The sequence below is a fragment of the Rubritalea squalenifaciens DSM 18772 genome (assembly GCF_900141815.1).
Taxonomy (GTDB): Bacteria; Verrucomicrobiota; Verrucomicrobiia; order Verrucomicrobiales; family Akkermansiaceae; genus Rubritalea; species Rubritalea squalenifaciens.
This window is the reverse complement of the sequence record NZ_FQYR01000002.1, coordinates 713,834-730,314: the sequence shown is the minus strand read 5'-3', so window position 1 is coordinate 730,314 and position 16,481 is coordinate 713,834. Positions and strand designations below refer to the sequence as shown.

13 protein-coding genes are annotated in these 16,481 nt (G+C 49.6%); all 13 read right to left on the bottom strand.

What is annotated here, in order from left to right; translation table 11 throughout:
* Window positions 1–50 precede the first annotated feature (50 nt).
* Window positions 51–815, bottom strand: coding sequence for an exosortase-associated EpsI family protein (locus BUB27_RS03405; protein ID WP_143158135.1), 765 nt, complete (start codon window positions 813–815; stop codon window positions 51–53).
* 16 nt (window positions 816–831) lie between these two features.
* A complete protein-coding gene (locus BUB27_RS03400; protein ID WP_143158134.1) occupies window positions 832–1,749 on the bottom strand; it encodes an exosortase/archaeosortase family protein in 918 nt (305 codons plus the stop codon).
* Window position 1,750: 1 nt separating this feature from the next.
* On the bottom strand, window positions 1,751–2,485 hold the full coding sequence (locus BUB27_RS03395) for a CDP-alcohol phosphatidyltransferase family protein (protein ID WP_159434781.1): 735 nt from the start codon (window positions 2,483–2,485) through the stop codon (window positions 1,751–1,753).
* 27 nt (window positions 2,486–2,512) lie between these two features.
* Complete coding sequence (locus BUB27_RS03390) at window positions 2,513–3,268, bottom strand: phosphocholine cytidylyltransferase family protein (RefSeq protein ID WP_143158132.1); 756 nt, start codon at window positions 3,266–3,268, stop codon at window positions 2,513–2,515.
* Window positions 3,265–4,839, bottom strand: coding sequence for an asparagine synthase (glutamine-hydrolyzing) (gene asnB, locus BUB27_RS03385; protein ID WP_143158131.1), 1,575 nt, complete (start codon window positions 4,837–4,839; stop codon window positions 3,265–3,267). The genes BUB27_RS03390 and asnB overlap by 4 nt, the downstream gene beginning before the upstream one ends.
* Before the next feature lie 21 nt (window positions 4,840–4,860).
* Window positions 4,861–6,996, bottom strand: a complete 2,136-nt coding sequence (locus BUB27_RS03380) for an O-antigen ligase family protein (RefSeq protein WP_159434780.1) — start codon at window positions 6,994–6,996, stop codon at window positions 4,861–4,863.
* A gap of 38 nt (window positions 6,997–7,034) precedes the next feature.
* Window positions 7,035–8,072, bottom strand: a complete 1,038-nt coding sequence (locus BUB27_RS03375; protein ID WP_159434779.1) for a glycosyltransferase family 4 protein — start codon at window positions 8,070–8,072, stop codon at window positions 7,035–7,037.
* 59 nt (window positions 8,073–8,131) lie between these two features.
* Window positions 8,132–9,190: a phosphotransferase gene (locus BUB27_RS03370; RefSeq protein WP_143158128.1), complete on the bottom strand. Its 1,059-nt coding sequence runs from the start codon at window positions 9,188–9,190 to the stop codon at window positions 8,132–8,134.
* Complete coding sequence (locus BUB27_RS03365; RefSeq protein ID WP_159434778.1) at window positions 9,187–10,014, bottom strand: glycosyltransferase family 2 protein; 828 nt, start codon at window positions 10,012–10,014, stop codon at window positions 9,187–9,189. Before BUB27_RS03365 ends, BUB27_RS03370 begins: the two co-directional genes overlap by 4 nt.
* Window positions 10,015–10,029: 15 nt before the next feature.
* Window positions 10,030–11,160 (bottom strand): glycosyltransferase family 4 protein, encoded by a 1,131-nt coding sequence (locus tag BUB27_RS03360; RefSeq protein ID WP_159434777.1) that lies wholly within the window; start codon window positions 11,158–11,160, stop codon window positions 10,030–10,032.
* A 104-nt stretch (window positions 11,161–11,264) separates the two neighbouring features.
* A complete protein-coding gene (locus BUB27_RS03355) occupies window positions 11,265–12,551 on the bottom strand; it encodes a dTMP kinase (RefSeq protein ID WP_159434776.1) in 1,287 nt (428 codons plus the stop codon).
* A gap of 161 nt (window positions 12,552–12,712) precedes the next feature.
* Complete coding sequence (locus BUB27_RS03350; protein WP_159434775.1) at window positions 12,713–13,372, bottom strand: putative capsular polysaccharide synthesis family protein; 660 nt, start codon at window positions 13,370–13,372, stop codon at window positions 12,713–12,715.
* A gap of 204 nt (window positions 13,373–13,576) precedes the next feature.
* The gene (locus BUB27_RS03345; RefSeq protein ID WP_143158123.1) at window positions 13,577–16,480 is read right to left on the bottom strand and encodes a thrombospondin type 3 repeat-containing protein; all 2,904 of its coding nucleotides are present in this window, start codon (window positions 16,478–16,480) and stop codon (window positions 13,577–13,579) included.
* Between the last annotated feature and the right edge of the window lies 1 nt (window position 16,481).

Here is a 16,481-nt window from a genome sequence, read left to right as displayed (position 1 = left end):
TAGGAGAGGTAGTGACTACGAGACTTCTATAAGGAGTGGGAACACAGAGGTTATGATTCTTGATCCAAAATGAGAGGAAGCAATTGCTGGATAAAGTCAGACAGAGCTTCTCTCGTTTGATCTTCATCCCTGGATGGAATCAGAGAATTCCAATTACCTTGATCCACATAAGCAGAAGTTACTGCCGTGCTGAAAGTAGCATAGGCCCACTGCTGATCAAAGCCTCCAACGATCCTATCCTTAATATCTTCCCAGGTACGCTGGTAGTGATCAGAAACGACCTTGTCCCGGCCGATGTAGGTATAGAACTGGATGCGCTTATCATACATCGGCTCCCCTTTACCGTTCATCACTGGTTGCTTATCTTCCCCTATGCGTGGACGCACGCATACCAACTCTTTCACGGGAAGATCTGAACCGTCTGGCATCACACCATCCAACTTTATGTGGCGTTGCCCAACAAACTGCCACCCCTGAGCCACCAAACACACCTCCGGACGGTGCAGACTGTTATTAATATCTTTGCCCGAGAAGACCACAGATACCTCGAAGCCGTGATAATCTCTCGCCGGATTCTCTGGATCAAAATAAAATCTGCGGGCAAACTCGGTATCGTCCGCCAGAATCTCTTTTTCCTTATCGCTGACTTCACGGGGCACGCTTTGCCAAAGTCGGCAAGTATCGGGCAATTTTTTCGACAAGCGGGAGGGCACCATCTGCTTTTGATCCGGCAGTAACCAGATCGTCGAAAAGCCTACCGCCAACATACCAAACAGGATCCAAGCTCTCCTTGTCATTTTCTGAAGATTTTTCATGGTGATCGATTCAAGCCTAGGCTTGCTGCCTCACTTTCACTTTTTTGCGGTGACGACGGAAATTCAACAACCTGTCAGTCAAGAACAGCCCCAAAAGCGCTGCCGGGAAAAAGAATAACAGACCAGCATAGTCATGGTAGGCATTGGCAGCAAACTTATCGAAGCCCATCTCAGCAAGCACCAGGATCGTGAAGACCCGGAAGAAGTTACCCACCAAAGCCAAGGGGAAGGCCATGGCAAACATAAACGCTTTCTTCCAGAATTCTTTCTGTGAGTAGTAGGCATAGATGGCAGCAATCATCAGCAGCGCCATCAGCGAGCGAATACCACTGCATCCCTCAGCAATATCAAACTCCCATTTATCGGTGGCAGAGGAGATCGTGTTACCGACATTGACCAACTCCATACCCATGGCGGTACCCACATGGTAACAGGCCTGGGTCACGATCACCTGTAGATGGTTGGTAGTTTGCTGAATCCCGGGAATAGGAATGGCAAAGTACCAGAAAAAGGCGGGAAAGAGCATGTGCTTGCCTGCCTTCCAGCCACACAAATAGATCGCAGAGCCTGAAATGATGAATGGTAGACCAATCAAGGCCAGACGCGGCTGGATCGTTCTCGCAGAGGCCACGAAAAGCAGCATCCCAATCAACAAGATGAAGATGCCAGCCACTCCGCTGGAGTCAGGCTCTTTGCGCATGGCCTTGATTCCCCAGTAAGAGAAGAGAACAAAGAGAAACGGCACGGCATATCCGTGCAAGAGGTCATTCCGCTCATTCCAGGAATCCATCATCCAGAAGAAGACCTCACTCTTGCGGTTCTCCAGAACGGTGTAGACGTTACAGATACAAAGGTAATAGATAAACAGCACCCCAATTAACGCCAATGGTATGGCCAGGGGGGACTTGAGCGCGCTTTTGATTCTTTCGTTCATATCAGTCTTTAAGTTTCGCCATATAGCCTGCTGACAAGACTATATACCCCATGAAGATGAGGAAGGTAATGGCTCCGTAAACCAAATAGACCATTGCGAATTTACCCGGGTCAACCATAACCAGAAAAATAAATGGAAACCATCCATAGTCGGTGACCTGGTGAGAGAGCTTGAGCAGCCTCACTTTACCCTGACTCTTCTTATCAGACATCCTCTCGATCAGACCGTCCCCCGCGATCAAGACCTTGAAATTCCAAGCGAAAAAATACAGCGCTGATCCGGTAATATTGAGCACCATGGCGACAAAGCACAAACTGACTTCCAGTCCGTGCACTTCCGGCCGGCTGATAAGCACCCACCCGATACAGAAGTTCACCAAGAAAATCTTACCCGCATCCACCAAGTGGTCTAACCAGGCCCCAAGCTTGGAACATTGCTGCGTCGCTCGTGCAAGCTGGCCATCAGCACAATCCAGCACATAACCAACGGCCATCAGCACAAAGACCACCACCGAGGCCCACAGAGTACCCAGCCCCGTGTAACCCAGGATGCACACGGCCACCAATACGCAGAGCGCACTGACCAAAGTCACGACATTGGGTGACAATCCCAGCCTCGAAGCCACAAAGGCCCCCATAGCCCCCAAATGGTGGTAACCACGTGTCAGCCATTGCCCTCCTCCGGCATGAACGAGCTCGGCGAAGCGAGACCACTCAGGCTTAGGGGTTTTACTCATTGTGCCATCCATAAATGGAAAAATGTACTATCCAATACGCACCACGCTGCTCAAGAACTGCTTCATCTGATCGATATCAGGATGAATGTCCACCTCTCTCCAGCGTTTATCTGCATCGAAAAACCATGGTAAAGCAGGAGTACCGCTTTCGTAAAGGCTGGGAAATACCCTCAGCCAAAAATCCTTCAAACCACTCTCCGTCCTCATCAAGCCCTCCAACTCAGCGGCGAAGGCTTCTCTAGCCTCCGCCCCCCGGATAAGACACAGGCCGGGAGACTCCGCATCCCGCTTACCGTCAACAATGTCTTTGGCCACATTACTAACTGCACCGTCTTGGAGCGTGACCTTCATATCGTCATCGTCAAAGACCTTCTTCTCTCCTAAGGAGAGATAGATTCCCTCTTCTGAACACGCCGCATCAAACTCAGTAAAGACAGGCACATCAAAAAGGTTATCGCCATTAGTCACCATGAAATCCGAGTCCATTGCCTCTCTGGCTATCCAAAGACTGGCCAGATTGTTGGAGCAATCATAAAAAGGATTATAGATCGTGCGTAACTCCAACCCCTCATGATCAATCTGGTCTATCCGCGAATCCAATTTATCCGCCAAATAACCAGTCACTACCACGACCTCATCAAAGACCCCACTATCACTAACCCTGTGGAGCTGCTCCTCTAGCAGAGTCACACCATCAGACACTTCGATCAATGGCTTGGGGGTATCTTTGGTAAGTGGCCACAGCCGCTCACCTTTTCCGGCAGCTAGAATGATTAGTTTCAAGTTAGTGGAAGGTTATTTTTTAGGGACAAGTACAGGTCATCACACCCACTTAATATCCTCAAGTTAAACTTTAACCATTGATCCATCACACCCCCCGTTTGGCTAGGGTCATAAAATGGCATGTTCTTCAGGGGCACAGGGAAGCCCACTTTAGGTCTCTCGATAATTTCATGAGGAATCACACTGCGGTAGATACGCTTCAAGGGCAGCTTCACATCATCTCTCCCCATCCGGTAATCAAAAGGGACTCCAGCCATGCGCTCGACCAAACGATGGTCCACAAAGGGCACTCTGGCCTCCACGGAAGCCAGCATCGTACTGAAATCCAAACGCCTCAACAATCCGTGCAAGTGACCCAACTGGAAGAATCTAGCCACTCCCCCGAGCACGGATCCCTCCATACTAAGGTATGGTGAGATGACTGCGTCCAGAATCTCATCATCACGATGACTTCCATAGCTGTAATGGCGGTCAAATTCCCTCAGGGAAAACTCCGACTGGTCATGAGCCCAACGAAAAATTCGGTCGTAGCCGAAGAATAGCTCGTCAGCCCCCTCTCCGCTGAGCACGACGGTGTTCTTGGTCTTCACCTGCTGGCTCATCAGATAGATCAAGACCTCATTCGGCACACTCAATGGTTCACGGCGCTGCTGAATCATCTTCTTGGCCGTTTGTTGGAAACTCTCCGGAGTGGCGACACAGGCATGGTGCTGCATGCCGAACTGGTCAGCAGCCAACTGCGCATAGGAAAACTCATTGTGGTCCTCAAAGCCCACCGACCAGACATGGTCCGCGCCCGCCAAACGCGCAATGATCGTGCTATCCAAGCCTCCACTCAAGTAGGAACCGAGAGGCACATCAGCCATGCAGCGCAGCTTCACGGCATCCCTGAGCAGAGCATCCACCTCCTCGTCACCCGGAGCCTCTTGATCCCCCTCGGGCATTTGCCAGTAACGAATGATTCTCCCGTCATCATAGTAGCAGCCTGCCGGGAGCTGCTCGATATTCTGGTAGACGGTATTACTCCCAAAACAAGTTCTCAGCTTAATGTACTGCCTGAGCCCTTCGACATCCCATTCATAATGACCGTCAAGCTCCAACAAGCTGGCCACTTCAGAGGCAAAAGCCGGCTGCTCTCTTCTTCGATCAATATGTAGAGGCTTGATACCAAGGCGGTCTCTCGCAGCAAAGACCTTACCGCTATCCGTATGAAGAACCACAAAGGCAAACATCCCGTTCAACTCCTGCAAGCATGCTGCCCCGAGCTTCTGGTAGAGTAATAGAAGAACCTCGGTATCGCTCGTGGTATGCAGATCCAGATGGTGCTTCCGCGCGAGCTCTTTGTGGTTATAGATCTCACCATTGTAAACTATAGCCAGCTTGCCATCCGGCGAATAGAATGGCTGGTTACTACGCGCATCCAAGTCCACGACGATCAGCCTCCGGTGCCCAAGCACATAGCCCCCCTGATGCATCTCTCCAGACGCATCCGGTCCACGATGGTGCATCACCTCAAGAGCCCTTGAGAAATTGGCTTCGTCTCGCTTTGCACTGAATAGAAATCCACACATGGTGTAAAAAATATGAGGCCTTTAAAAACCAGCCACTCCTAACAACTTTAATTGCTGATCGATGTAGTTAATACGCTCCAGCCTCCAACTTTCCTGCTTACCGGATATGTTTTGGTCATCTACAAAGAATTGCCTGGCCTTCTCAAACAAGACTTTTGCCAATGCCGGGTCCCTCTTTTTCCACTCACTGGCGGCAGACCTCATGTAGAGTTCACCAAGTGATCGGTGCACCCTAGCCTCCCGGTCATGGATCACCCATACGGGCAATATCTCATTCACCTCAACCCATAGCTGAGCAGACTTATCGTAGTTCTCTGCAGCCATAGCCAACCTGATACGGTTGATGTAGATATCCCGCATAAACTCCAAGCGAGGTTCCGATTTTGACGAAGCCTTCCCAAGAAGCTCGATCGCCTCCACCAGACAAGTGTCCGCCCCATCCCAATCACCAGACTCGGTCATTTTATAAGCTTGGTAGGCCTTATTCCTTGCCCAGGTAAGATAGAATTCAAACCACCAGTCTCTGGCCGCTGCGTAGGTCTCGATCGAAGCGTAAACTTCATCCGCTTTCTCGAATTGCCTCTGTCCCGTATGGATACCGGCCAAGCCCAGCGCAGCGACAACATTATAGGGGTGACGCTCCAACGATTTCTCGTAATGGGCAACTGCCGCCTCTGCAGCCCCCTCTTTACTTAGGTCCGTATGATAGAGTCTGGCTAGATTAAGATAACGTCTGAAATCAGGAGAAGCCTCGCTTGCGCGCTCCAATTCCCTGAGTCGGGCAACTTTGGTATCAACCTCCCAAGCGCCATCCTCTCTCACCTGCTGGCTCTCGACCAACGATCGACCAGCCCAAGCCTCACGAGCAGCGTAGCTTCCAACAGCCAATGATATTCCAATCTGAAGCATCACAAGGGCGACTTGCAGCCATTTCCCGGAAGACTGTGCTTCACGGTCTTTCATCGCCACTCTCGGGTAGCACCAGGCAAGACACATGGCCGCCAAGCATAGATTCCATGGCAGCCTTTGAGGGAAATCTGTGAGGCTGTGCACCATGACTACCGTGAGGCCGATCAGTCCTGCCACCGCGACCCAATGACGGTCCTCGTCCACTTCCTGCTGATACAGACGATACACGGCCACCCCCCAGTGACTCAATAGAGCAGCCAACATAAGCAACAAGCCTACCAACCCGTAGTCAGACCAAGCCTGCAGGTACTCGTTATGAACAAACTCGGGATTGGCCTCGATGGTTTTGAGATTGGTATTCCAGTGACGGAAACATTCATAAGAAAAGCTTCGCGCGCCAGTGCCAGTCACCGGACTATCCATGGCTTGCTCTACAGCCATCCCCCAATAGGCTAAACGAATATTGGTTTCAGGCATCGCATCCCCTTCACCCGCTCTCTCTGCAAAGGTCAGGTATCCAAGCACTCCCAGGCCAACACAACCTGCGAGTGTAATGAGCACCAAAGAAGTCCTCACCCTCTGACGCAAACGATAGGCAAAACGCTCCGAGTACACCCAACTCACCACACTGTAGAGCACACCGGCGACAGCAATCGACATAATCGCAGAACGCGACCCAGACATCATTGCCACTACCAAGGTCAAGACCCCGACGACTGCCATAGCCACACGCAACAGCTTTGCTTTATCTCTGGCCCAGGTAGCAAAGCACAAGAGCACCCAGCCCATGATTGCCATGCCATTACCAAGAGCTCCGTAATCCTGGAACCACCCGAAATCCGCCGATTGCTCAGCCCTCACACTCACAAGATCCATGGGCACCATAGGATCCAATTCCAGTTTCTGCAGACCAAAATAGCTGATGTTGACCACAGCAACCACAGCCAGCACCAACATCCACGCTCCACAAAGCCGCCCGCAGCGGCTCACTAAATAAACAACCAGACCTAGCCCTAACAAAAGCGCATCCTCCTTCGCCAAGTCCCAGACCGGTGAACTCCAGGCCCTATAAAAGAAATACACCGAGGCAGCCAATAGAAGCATACCTGGGACACTCCATCGCTGACGTGAATAAAATCCTGCAGCCGTACCGAGCACCCCGGCAAACGCTACGCACAAGGCACTCATCGCCAGCATGACCCAGCTCAAAGTAACCCCGAAGCCTGCCACAAACAGTAGCGCGAGCACCCAAATACATTTTACCAGTATCGCCATCATCAATTTAGCTAACTTGAAGCCGCAGTCTCCGCTAACACCCTTTCCATCCTCTCCAGAAAGACCTGCTTCGTATAATTCTTCTCATAAAATTGCTCCGCATTGATCGCCATCTGACTGCACAGGGCTTCATCAGCGATAAACTTAAGTAAAGATTCCGCATACTCTTGGGGCGATTTGATCCCACACAAAACGGCGGCATCACTTCCCTCTACCAACTTTGGAATCCCTCTCCAATGGGTAGTCACAATGGGCAAACCGCAAGCCATGGCCTCGATCAACACCAAGGGGAAGCTCTCGGACGCATAGTGCGTGGGGAAAAAGAAACAGTTTGCCCGCGAAAAGGCCTCCCACTTGGCATCTCCCGTCAGCACACCCGCAAAGGTGATCATGCCGCCCAGCCCGCTCGCTTCAATCTCTCCCAGAACCTGCTGCTTGTACACCTCATCACCCCAGTCTCCAACCACATTGAAATGCACAGATGCACCAGCCTCTCTCATCAAAGCCGCAGTTTTCACGATATTGGAAATGCCTTTGCCTTCGACCAAGGCACCAACATAGAGCACTTCTAGTCGTCCGTTGAAGATTTTCTTTTTCTGGTGCAGCACAGGCACATCCAGCCCATTGGGAATCACGACCTTTCGCTTGGCCTTAAAATAATCAGAGGGAGCAAAGTCGTTCTCAGAAAGTTCGATACCCACGTCAGCCCCAGAGTAGACTAACCGAGCCAGAGGCTTCAACCACCCGGACTGGTCGATGTATTCAGCCAAGCCCCCCGCATGATAGTGGAATACCAGCTTGGGAAACAACCAACGCGTCATGGAGAGATAAATCACATCTCTCAGAACAGGCACTTTGTTAGGACTAGCCGGAAGATAATACAAAACCCTCGGTCGCTCACTGAGGGCCGAAACCCATGTCTTGTAGACAAGGTAGAACAAGTGAAACACCTTCTGCAGTGAAAACCTGCCCACTGAGTCAATCGACTCACTATACGCCATCCTCAGCAGAGACACTTTCACCTTGCTCCAGGTATGATCAAAGAGCATCCCTGTAACGATTGCCTGCCCATGAAACGGCGGGGGCGTTTGCCCCACCAGAAGGCAATCTACACTCTTTCTTTTTTCCAGCATTCAATCAAATCACGATGATTCAGTTTCAACACGTAGTGTGAATAGAACAGGTAGATGCCCAGCCAAGCCTGAACTTGCCCCCCCCAGCCGGCATGATGCAGGTAGTCTCTGCCCTCATTTGCTCCCCACTCCAATGCTGCCTTCAGAGCCTCAGAGGCTGACATTTTCTTTACGAGAATCAGGGGCTGGATCAGGTAGTGAGCCACATCCAAACCAGCTACACCATCAGGTCTACAAAATTCCCAGTCTAACACCGCAACCCCGCCTTGGCTCAGACATTTCACATTCCAAGGCGTAAAATCTCCATGAATCACGGATTCCCTCAAATTCAGATTAGCATATCCGTCCAAGATTGCGCGTTCTTCATTCGAAGCAACCATTCTGTAGAGCTCCTCCCAAAACGGCAGTTCCCTGACAGCTACTTTAGCGATTCCTCTCTCCCAGGACCTCAGCAGATCTAACAAATAACCTTGATCCTTTACCGAAGGTGAACGACCATCCATCCAAGGCACAGCGTAATAGGCGTACTGATCTTCGATCTGAGAGGATAAAATTTCTGGCACTCCTTCTAAACCACGAACATCCCCCTGAAGAATTTCAATTTCTTTCACCACAGTATCCCGGGACCTCCCACCGACACCAAACTTCCCGACGAGGCTCTGACCGTCTTTCTCATAGAGACAGATGAGTCGCCGGGCATCCCTTGTAGGATTACCAAGTAGAAAGCCAAACTGCCCATCCCCCGCAATGTGCGCCAGTGGACTTGACTCCCTGATCTCCAGAGAAATCGGTTTGAGCAACCTAACTCCCCCCAATCTAACAAACCATGTAAACAAGACTACCAGAGCCTTCACCAGGGTCTTCTGCGGCTGATAGAGGCTCAGGGTCTTCAAGGAGAGCTTCCTATCCTGCGGCAAGACAAGTAGCAAATTTCCATACCTGGACAAGCCGTAACACTTGTTGGCAGAGACAATGCTCCCCTGCCCTTCAATGGACTTCAGGAATTCCCGGTCTTGCTTACAGAAACTATTCACTTCTCAGGCTGGTTTAGCAGCTTCAATGGAAGCTTATACATCTTGAAAAGGTAAAAGAGAATACAATCCACCACACAATTGAGGTGGTCCGACTTGAACAAACAAATCCCATAGACCCTGCGGATGGCACGTGACTCGGCAAAGAAAAGTTGCAGGCTGAGCGCCTCATCCACTCCATCTTTACCGAAATGTCTCTGACTGATATTTTCGCCATGCATGCGGAAATCTGCCAAGACTCTCGGGAAGTGTATGAACTTTTTACCCAGAGCAGCCAGTCTATTGTAGTACTCACCGTCCATCACACACTTGAATCTGATGTTCAGCAAGTGTCCCTCGCTGATGGTGGTCTCTCTTTTCAAGAAAGTAGACGTAGAGCCAATGTAGCACCCATAGTGGCAGAGCATCAGCTTCTTAAACGGGAAGACCTGCATAGTGCGCATGAAGCCCCCTTTCTTATCGATAAAATCCCAGGCCCCGTAAATAACATCGGCTTCAGGGTGCCTCTCTGCAAAATCCTTGAACCTTAAAAGAGCATCCGGCTTTAAGCGGTCATCCGTGTTCAGCCACATGACCCACTTCCCCTTGGCAGCCTGAAAGCCCTTGTTGATGGCATCCGACATCCCCTTGTCAGGCTCGACCACGAGTTTCACGTGCTCATACTTCCGGATGATATCCAGAGTCCCATCGGTTGACCCGGCATCAAAAATCAGATGCTCGAATTCCACTCCTTGCTGCCGCTTCACACTCTCCAAGCATTCCTCGATATATTCGGAATAATTGTAGCTGGGCGTCACTATCGTAATCAGTGGGTTTTCTCTGCTCACAATCTCTCGCTTGGGTTATCTTTGCGTCGCTTCAGCATAGTAGTTCATCATGCGATCAAACTTAGTTTCCCATGAGAACTTTTCGCTAGCCCTCTGTCGAGCCCTTAAGCCCATTTGCTGCCTCAAGTCATCATCCTGTGAAATATTCACGATCGCTTGCGCTAAATCGTCTATGGATCCCTCGATATCTTTGGGTTCTAGTCTGATCGCCGTGTCCTCACTCGTGATTTCAGCGACTCCCTGATGTGACAAACAAACAATAGGTAAACCACATGCCATGGCCTCAAGGTTCACGCTAGCGGAGGTATCCCGAATACTAGTAAACAAAAATACGTCAGCCTTCGTGTAACTCCTCAGAACCTCATCTCTAGAGATGGCTCCTGAAAAGGTGACCGCTTTTGATAGACCTAACTGAGCAGCCAAGCCTTTCAGCCTGGATTCATCAGGTCCGCCACCAATGATATTCAAAGTAACCTCCTTTTCCCCGTCGAGAAGAAGACGAGCCTTGGCCAGAGCTCTCAATTGCAGCTCCAGACCTTTCCGTCTTTCCAGCCGTCCAGCATAGACAAACCTGACAGGCTCACCAGCACTCGAAGTCGGCCTGATCACATCCGCAGGAACATCCGGGCACCCTGTGTCCAGCAAGACCTCGCTTGTCCCGATTCCGGCTGACTGCAAGATCAACTGTGTATCTGTATTGGCCGGCACCACCACACTCGCTTTAAGATAAGTCTCCTTTATAGTCGGGATTTTATCGAAATTCCTGACGACCCATGCCCTGCCTCTCTGCACGAGACCACCCAATCTGCCGAACAATGGCAGAAATGCTTCGGGAACTATCGGTCCACCGACCGGACCGACAACAAACTTGGCATGATCAACACGCCAGAAACCGGGACAGAGGATGCTGCAGAAAGTCAGGTGATGCACAAGGTCGTGCTGATTGGCCTCCTCTCGATATCTCGTAGCTACGAGAACTTGCCAAATGATGTAGTAGACGAGCGTGGGCAAGATGCCTTTCTTTTTCAACCAGGTAAAAACGCGAGGCAGATCACAATAGATGAACTGCACCCGTCTCAAAGGACTTTCTTCAGGGGCAGCCAACACAGCCTCCTCGATGGACTGCCTTTTACTTCTTCGCGTCAAAACCGTCAGTTCCACCCTATCCGACAAACCTTCGGTCCACCTCCAGCCTACTCCCTGCTCCGAACCTCGATGGGGAGCACATGCATACGCAGACAAAAACACCTTCATTTCACCGTAGCTTCACGCACCTTTGATACCAGCTCTTGCACCACCTCTTCGAGTGAAGCGTTGGCATCCAGAGTCAGACACCATCTCTTACCGCGACCGAACTCCTCCAATTTATCCTGGTAGTGACTAATCTCCTCCAAACTGAGCTCCTGCTTTCTTGCTCGGATAATTTCCGGTGACCCCAGGAGCGAGATCAGTAAATGAGGGCGCGGCAGACATTTTACTAACAGGTCTAGCACCCACTCCGGAACATCCAAGCGGAAACGCTCGGGATCAAAGTACATATCATAAATGTAACGATCACCAACCACGAGCTGATTACGTATCAGGCGTGGGTAAATCCCTGTCAGCCAGCCAGCCCAAAAACCTAACCAGTGATAAGCCAGATAACACAGGGACAGCAATTTCCCTCGTTTCTCAGAACTACGGGGATCAACCGCTGAGTTTGGCTCCAATGAATTACCAAAGGCCTTCCTACGTGGCTTCCAATGGAACATGACAGGCTCTTTCACACAGAGAACTTCCGGCAAAGCCGTCATGGCCTTCCTGATCACGCTGGATTTCCCCACCCCATCTGCACCTTCGAATACGATAAATACCCCAGGAGGACTTATCATCCTCTTGAGAACTCTTCGCCAATATCTCCAGAGGCCACTGAAGCTATCAGCAAAGCGATGCCGCCACGCCTGTGACTTCACCGCTCTCCTGAATGAATCTGCGCGCCCCTCCAAGTCATCCCAGTGCCCTTGCTCTACCAATTGAATAAACTGGGCCGCAACATCTTTTCCAAAAGACGCGTGACTCAGGCTAGCAAAACGCTCTCTTTCCTTAGAACTTTCCAGCGCTTCATATAGTGAACGATGCTTTTCCCTCACCTCAGATGAATATAATAGGCGATTGACGACATTCATGAAGCACCTATCCGCAGTACCAGGCACCGACAAACCATCTACAATCACTGCATGCTCCAGCACTGAACCACTCCGCATGTAGGGCAGGTAATGCCATTCAATATGCTCAAAATAATCGATCACTAACTTTACGGAGCCTATCTCCTCGCCCAAAGCATAGGTCACGGAGATCGGACTAAACTCCAGCTGCTGTACCTCCTTCCATCCGAGCTGCGACAGTGCTACATTGACCAACTTGATGGCCTTCCCTCTCTCTCCAGTGCTGAAGAGAAGATCCGCATCGTTTTCCAACTCTTGCGGAAGCCCCTCAAACCCTCTCAGAAACACATAGCTCAGCCCCTCTTGCTTCAACGCACTGCAGACAGCGAACACTGCCTCTACTCTAGGGTCTATGGTCTTTGTTTCCAAATCAACTGATACTAATGAATGAGTGACCATTCGACGTCACCGCGGATTTACCTTACTCATGGCCAATTCAAGCGTTTCTAACCCTAGTCAAATCTCTCAGAGAAAAGCTCTCTCTAATAATTTACTCATCCCTGATGATTCCATCGTGCTTTCATCTTCCTCAACTCATCATCGGAATAGAAATGATGTGCATATTTAGAATCATAGGCGGCCGCCATTTCTTCTTGTGAAAACTTAATCTGCTCATAGAAAGTCTTCATTAAACCTGAGTACCATTTACCTGACGACAGATTCTTACTTTTGAGTTCCTTATATGTAACTCTATCCCCGTAACGCCTACTCACAAAATCATTCAGCGCATCGACATGGTTGACGGAAATGTCCTCATACCGCAGAATTAGCACACGCCACTTCCCCTGCTCAATGATCTGCCAGCCTTTATCTTTTTCGAAAGGATTGGCATAAACATCAATTCCAGTGGCACTAAAAAAATGCTTATCAAACCAGCCTGTCGCCTCTTCAATTCCCTCCTGCCAGGTTTGAAAACGTCTCAACAATTCGTCCATCCCCGCATCTAGCACTTTTTCTTGGCTACCAAACGCATAGTCATATGGCCCATCTATTATGTTCTGAAAAAAGGTCGATACCTTCCTACTCACTGGATCTCGTGTGGCCGTTATAAGCTCTATTACCTGCTCGTTATTATTGTTGCGCTCTAGCTTACTTATAAAATCTTCAGCAGTATGGCTATGATAGATTCGATACTGCAGCTGCAGGGTATTCATGTGGGTATTGGAGCCCACCTTACCCATTTGAAATAAATAGAGGGGAGGTTGAAAATATCCAACTAACCGCCGTATAGCATAACGAGGGCTTTGCCTGAATTGGTGGATAAAACTTTTTACCTTGTGATCGAACATATTCAAATTAAACGCGAAAATACCACAGCCACATTAATCTATCAACCGACACATGAAGCCTATGTCGGTTTATTCCTCAGGATCAACCAACCCGTGATGATCAACTGACATTTCATCATCGACACTGTTATGTCCACTTACATAGTGCAAGGTCCATTGGTTGGGTGAAGGTCCGACCCCCACATCAAAATTCCGTGTCGTATTTGACATGATATTAACAAGGTTAGACTCATTCCCAACAAGTATTCCAGTAGATCGTTGATCACTGTAGTAGCCATTCACCACTTTCTGCACACACTGGATAATGTTGTCCCGCACAACGGTATCATTTCCTCTGAGAGCTATACCGGTAGATTTCACACTAATAGGACTTACAATCGTATTTGAAGAAATCAATGCACCACTAGAGAAGGTGGATATTCCGTATTTAAAGCCACTACTCCCCTGTGACGGATCCCTCATCTCAATGAAATTGTTACACATCAGCACCCCATCAATACCCGGGAAGACTGGTGTAGCTGCCTCCTGGTAACATAAGAGGCCCGTCGTAAAGCCTACCACCACATTATCACTAATCCGTCCTTTCGTAGCGAGTACGATTCCAGCTCCATTAGTATACTCCGCACCATGTGGCAAACGGCCATCCACATAATTGTGACGGATATCCGCATAATTTCCACTGTCTACCTGTAAATAGACGGGCTTACTCTTTTTCATGAATGTCCCAGGCGCATCATTACCCTCATATCCATCATTTACAAAACTGAGCTGCGATGATGAATCCGTATAACCGACAATTCTGAAAATATTGTTTTTGCCCGGAGTCACTCCATCATGAGGCCTGCGTATAGAGATCAACTGACCTGCGACATAGCTCGATGACTCTCGCATGACCTGAATCGAGACCACCGTGGTGCCATCTGCCGGGGGTATTTCAAACGCCTCCTCGGTAGTGGTCATGTAGGTTGATTTATTCGTTTGAAATACAGCCTCGACCCCCATCTTGCGCACAATATTATTATAGAATTCCAATCTGAGAGGATTGCCAAAATGACACCCGTCCTTTAGTCGCCCCGCAGGACAATAATAATGGTCACTCATGTCCTCTCCCCCACCCTCAAAAATGCAACTTTCGTAGACAGCTCGCTTTACCCATGCCCGAATAACGATTTGCTGGCCTCCTCCCCAGTGAGAGCCTATGTCTGTAGTATTCGTACCATAGGGGTTAAGCACCCTACATCTTTGTAAGATCAAATTCTTACAATTACCGCGAGTGTCTGTGCCCCGTCCATAAGTAGCCAAGGCTCCGTGACAGTTGTTAAACGTACAGTCCTCAAAGCGGATCTCGTAGACATCACGAGAATCAACACGCACGAGAGAGACTCCGTCGGCTCCATCCGCTGGTCCAGCCTCTAGAGGCGTTTTGCTCTTTTCAAAGCTTATATCATAAACCGCCAGACTTCTAAAACTCGCCATCGCTACAAGAATGTGGGACCTCTTCGGACTGACGTCTGAATACAACACAGCGCCAGGTTCACCCCGAATCACAAGATCCCTATTGGCCAGGTCTGTCTCCCCGAGTTTGAGATGCTTATAGCGACCATAATATGTCTCATCTCCAAATTTTCTGGTTGCCAGACGGTATTTCCCTGCTGGGAAATAGAGGGTATTTTTACTTGAGTCAGCCTCCAACGCGTTGATTGCCGCCTGGATTGCCTGTGTATCATCGGTATAGCCGTCCCCTACCGCTCCATAGTCTCTGACGTTCAAAGAAAGCTCTCGGATCAAATGCACTTTACCCACCGTAGAGCCATCAAAATGAAATCCATTCGCTTGAACATTCACATACACTGTCCTGAAACTAGTGAGCTGTGACTGCGCCAGAGGCTGAACTTCCAAATCCACATACTCTCCACCAAAGGGGATCTCAGCCTCGCCACTCAGAGCCATATAGTCTGTATCTGGGACAGCCGTACCACTAATCGCATAAGTAAAAGAAATCTTATCTACTCCACCACCAACGCGTCTCACTCTGATCTTCGCTGGACTTAAGTCTGAGACGTTAGCCACCGGGTCAACTATTTCGACAGCCACAGTTTCCGTCTGAACATTAAGTCTCTGCTGAACCACCGCAGAATCGTCACCGCTTCTTGGGTCTGTGGTGGCCAAGAAAGGATCCAAGCCAATCTCATACTCTTCCCAATCAGTGACTCCGTCACCGTCGCTGTCTAGATCTTCGGCATCCAGTAAATATTCGGCGCCCAAATCTTGTTCCACAATCACCGTAATCTGCTGACCTGACCCTTTACGCTTTGCTCCCTCAGTTTTCCATTCTCCCCCAGACTGCCGCTTATAAAGTTGATAAATTTTACCCTTCTCACTCTGCCATCTGAGTTTCGTGACCGGTGAATCGATAATGGAGGGGTGGAGAACATTGGCTGCATTGATCACGGGGTCAGCTCCCATCAGATATTCATGAACATCCGCGATGCCGTCCTGGTCACTGTCTGGAAGCTCATCCAAGCTGCTGACCCCTGTCCCCTCTGGCAAACGACTCACAGTCTTCACCCGATAAAAAGCCGCTTCTTCCTCTTCACCTTCCAATACAAGACTCAGCTGTCCACCATCTCCTGTCATCACTTGCCCCAGAGATTCCCAAGTTTCTGCACTCAGGCTTTTATTGTACTCTACTTGATAAGAGACTCCATAAGCTGACGGCCACAAGAGATAACGTTTCGACCCTCCGATCTCCTGTCTATCTATCGCCAGTGCTGATTCTGCATCATATGGATCAGTTCCAGCCTTACGCTCATCAAAATCCGTTATCCCATCGTTGTCACTGTCTTCCCCTTCTACTAATGCATCCACTCCATACTTCTTTTCCCACAGCCCATAACTGGCCTGCAATTGTGTAGAAAAGCTCAATACACAAGTTAAAGTCAGAACGCCTAGAAGATTAAAATTTAGTAACATA